At 61.8% G+C, this 2,610-nt stretch carries 1 protein-coding gene; it reads right to left on the reverse strand.

Annotated elements, in window-relative coordinates; genetic code table 11:
- Positions 1-2,610: GAF domain-containing protein (locus Q0367_RS02160; protein WP_298980756.1), on the reverse strand; the 2,610-nt coding region annotated here is incomplete at both ends.

Genomic DNA, 2,610 nt, shown 5'->3' on the forward strand with positions numbered 1-2,610 from the left:
CGGTGCATATGCTCGAGCAAAGCCAATAGCTCGTCGGCGGTCGTTGCGCCTTTCACAATTGCGCCCCATCCTTGCAAGAGCGCCATCGTCGCAGCCAGCGCTTTGGGATTGGACTCCGCCACCCAGATGCAGCGATCCGTTAAGAAAGCCGTAGAGCGCGGCGTCTCCGGCGTCTGCGCCCGCCGACTCAGAATCGTGCAATGAAATGTGGAGCCTTCTCCCGGCGCGCTCTCCACCCAGATGTCGCCGCCCATCAGCTGCGCAAGCCGCCGGCTGATCACAAGCCCCAGACCGGTGCCCCCATATCGTCGCGAAAGCGACGGATCGACCTGGGAAAAGGGTTTGAACAGACGATCAATTTGGTCGGGGGCGATGCCGATGCCTGTATCCTGAACCGAGATGTGCAGACGAAGCTGCTCGCCTTCGGGTTCAGCCCTTGCGCTTACGATGACTTCGCCTGCGTTCGTAAATTTGACGGCGTTGCCGACCAGGTTCACCAGAATCTGGCGCAGTCGTGACAGATCGCCCACAATCCAGGGCGGAACGCTCTCGTTGATTTGGTAGATCAGCTCGACGCCTTGAGCAGCCGCCTTGCCGGCGAACAGGTCAAATGTTTCCTCGATGCAGGTCTCAAGCTGGAAAGGATGGTTTTCGAGCTCCAGACGGCCGGACTCAATTTTGGAAAAGTCGAGAATATCGTTGATCACGGAGAGCAACGCGTCGCCGCTGGTGCGGATCGTCTCGACGTAATCCTTCTGCTCAGGCGTCAGCGGCGTGCTGAGCAAGAGGCTGGTCATGCCGATGACGGCGTTCATCGGCGTGCGAATTTCATGGCTCATGTTGGCGAGAAAGATCGATTTGGCGCGATTGGCCGCCTCCGCAGCTTCGCGCGCCTGCTGGGCCTCCTGAAACAGCCGCGCGTTCTCCAGTGCAATGCTCACCTGGTCGGCGAAGGTCTGCAGGCGCAATGCATCTTCTTCGGTGAAGAAGTCCGGCGCCGCCGCATCGAGCGACAGAAAGCCGATCACCTCGTTGCGGCGGCGGATCGGCGCGCCGAGATAGCTGTGAATCCATTCCGCCCCCGGCGCGTGCAGCCAGTTGGGATCTTCATGGGTATTGGCGATCCGCACCGGTTTTTGCAACGTGTACATCGTGCGCAAATTGGCTACGGCGGCGACCTCATATGCGAGAGCCAGAAAGCCTGAATGGAGCACGGCGGGATTGTAGCCGACGGCGCGCGCCACCCGTGCATGGGTGCGGCTTTCGTTCAGCAACATAATATTGGCTGCATCGTGCTTGACTACGCGCCCCACGTCGGCGAGCAGCCGATCGAGGATTTCGTTTGGATCGAGCGAGCTGATCAGCGCCAGGGTGACGTCGTGCAGCGCCTCGATAAACTCGCGCTGGCGCCGTTCGCGCTCCTCCGCGCGTTTGCGTTCGGCCAGCTCCTTCTGAAGCGTCTCATAGAGTTGCGCATTCTCCAGCGCCTGTCCGACTGCTCTGGCGACGCTTTGTGCGATGTCCAGGTCCTGTTCGCTAAATTTGCGCGGCGCGTGCCAGTCGATGCCGATGGTGCCCACGATCTTGTCACGGGCGAAAAGCGGTGCGAGCAACAGTGAGGCCGTGTGGCGTCTGCGCATCAGCTCGCGGATCGGCTCCATGCGCTCATCGTTCTCGACGTCGGCGACGGCGAGCGGTCGACGATGCTTCAACACATACTCCGTCGTCGGATTGCCGTGCACAGGGATGCTCTGGCCGATGGCGCTCAGAGAAGGGTCTGGGATATACTCTGCGGCCACGATGAGCGCCTCTCCGGCGTCGTCAAACAGGGCGATCCCCGACTGCGGCGCCTGAAAATGTTGCGCCAGGTCGCGACAGATGTGGTTGAGCGCCTCCTTCAGATCGAGCGTCGAGGCGTGGAGGATGGCGCGGTTGAGCAGCTCCATCTCGCTGAGGCGCTGAGCCAGCGCCTGCTCGGCGGCCTGGCGTTCGGCTAACTCGCGTTGGATGCTTGCATAGAGCCGGGCGTTCTCGAGTGCAATCGCCGCCTGCCCACAGAAGGCGCTCAGCAGTTCGGCGTGTACAGGCGTGAAGGCGTGGGGGCGTGCGCTGTTCAACGTGATAAAGCCCAGCACGCAGCCATGTCCGACAATCGGCGCGCCGACGGACGAGCGGATCCAGCTTGCTTCGGGCAGGTGCGTCCAGTTCGGGTCGGAGGAGGCGTCCCCGATAATCATCGGCTGCAGTGTTTGTTGCATGATGCGCAAGTTGCGGAAGGTGTTCAACGAAAACGTGGCGCCGATTAAACTAGGATCCGTGCGGCCACCTGCGCCGGTGTTCGCCGAACGCACCAGCTGCGCGCTGTCCGCCGCCTCATCCAGGAGCATGATGTCGGCGGAGTCGCTCTCCACCACTCGATTGACGTTGAGCAAGATTCGGTCGAGCACTTCGTTGAGGTTCGGGGAGGCGGTGAGAGCCTGCATGGTGTCCTGCAGCGCGTGGAACAGCGGGTGATGCATCTGCGTCGCCGCCGAATCGACCGATTGAGGGTGCTTCAAAGGGCGCATCGCCGTCCACTGCAGCGCAGCGATGACTGCGCCCCCTGCCAAT

This window comes from uncultured Caldilinea sp., assembly GCF_937128415.1.
GTDB lineage: Bacteria > Chloroflexota > Anaerolineae > Caldilineales > Caldilineaceae > Caldilinea.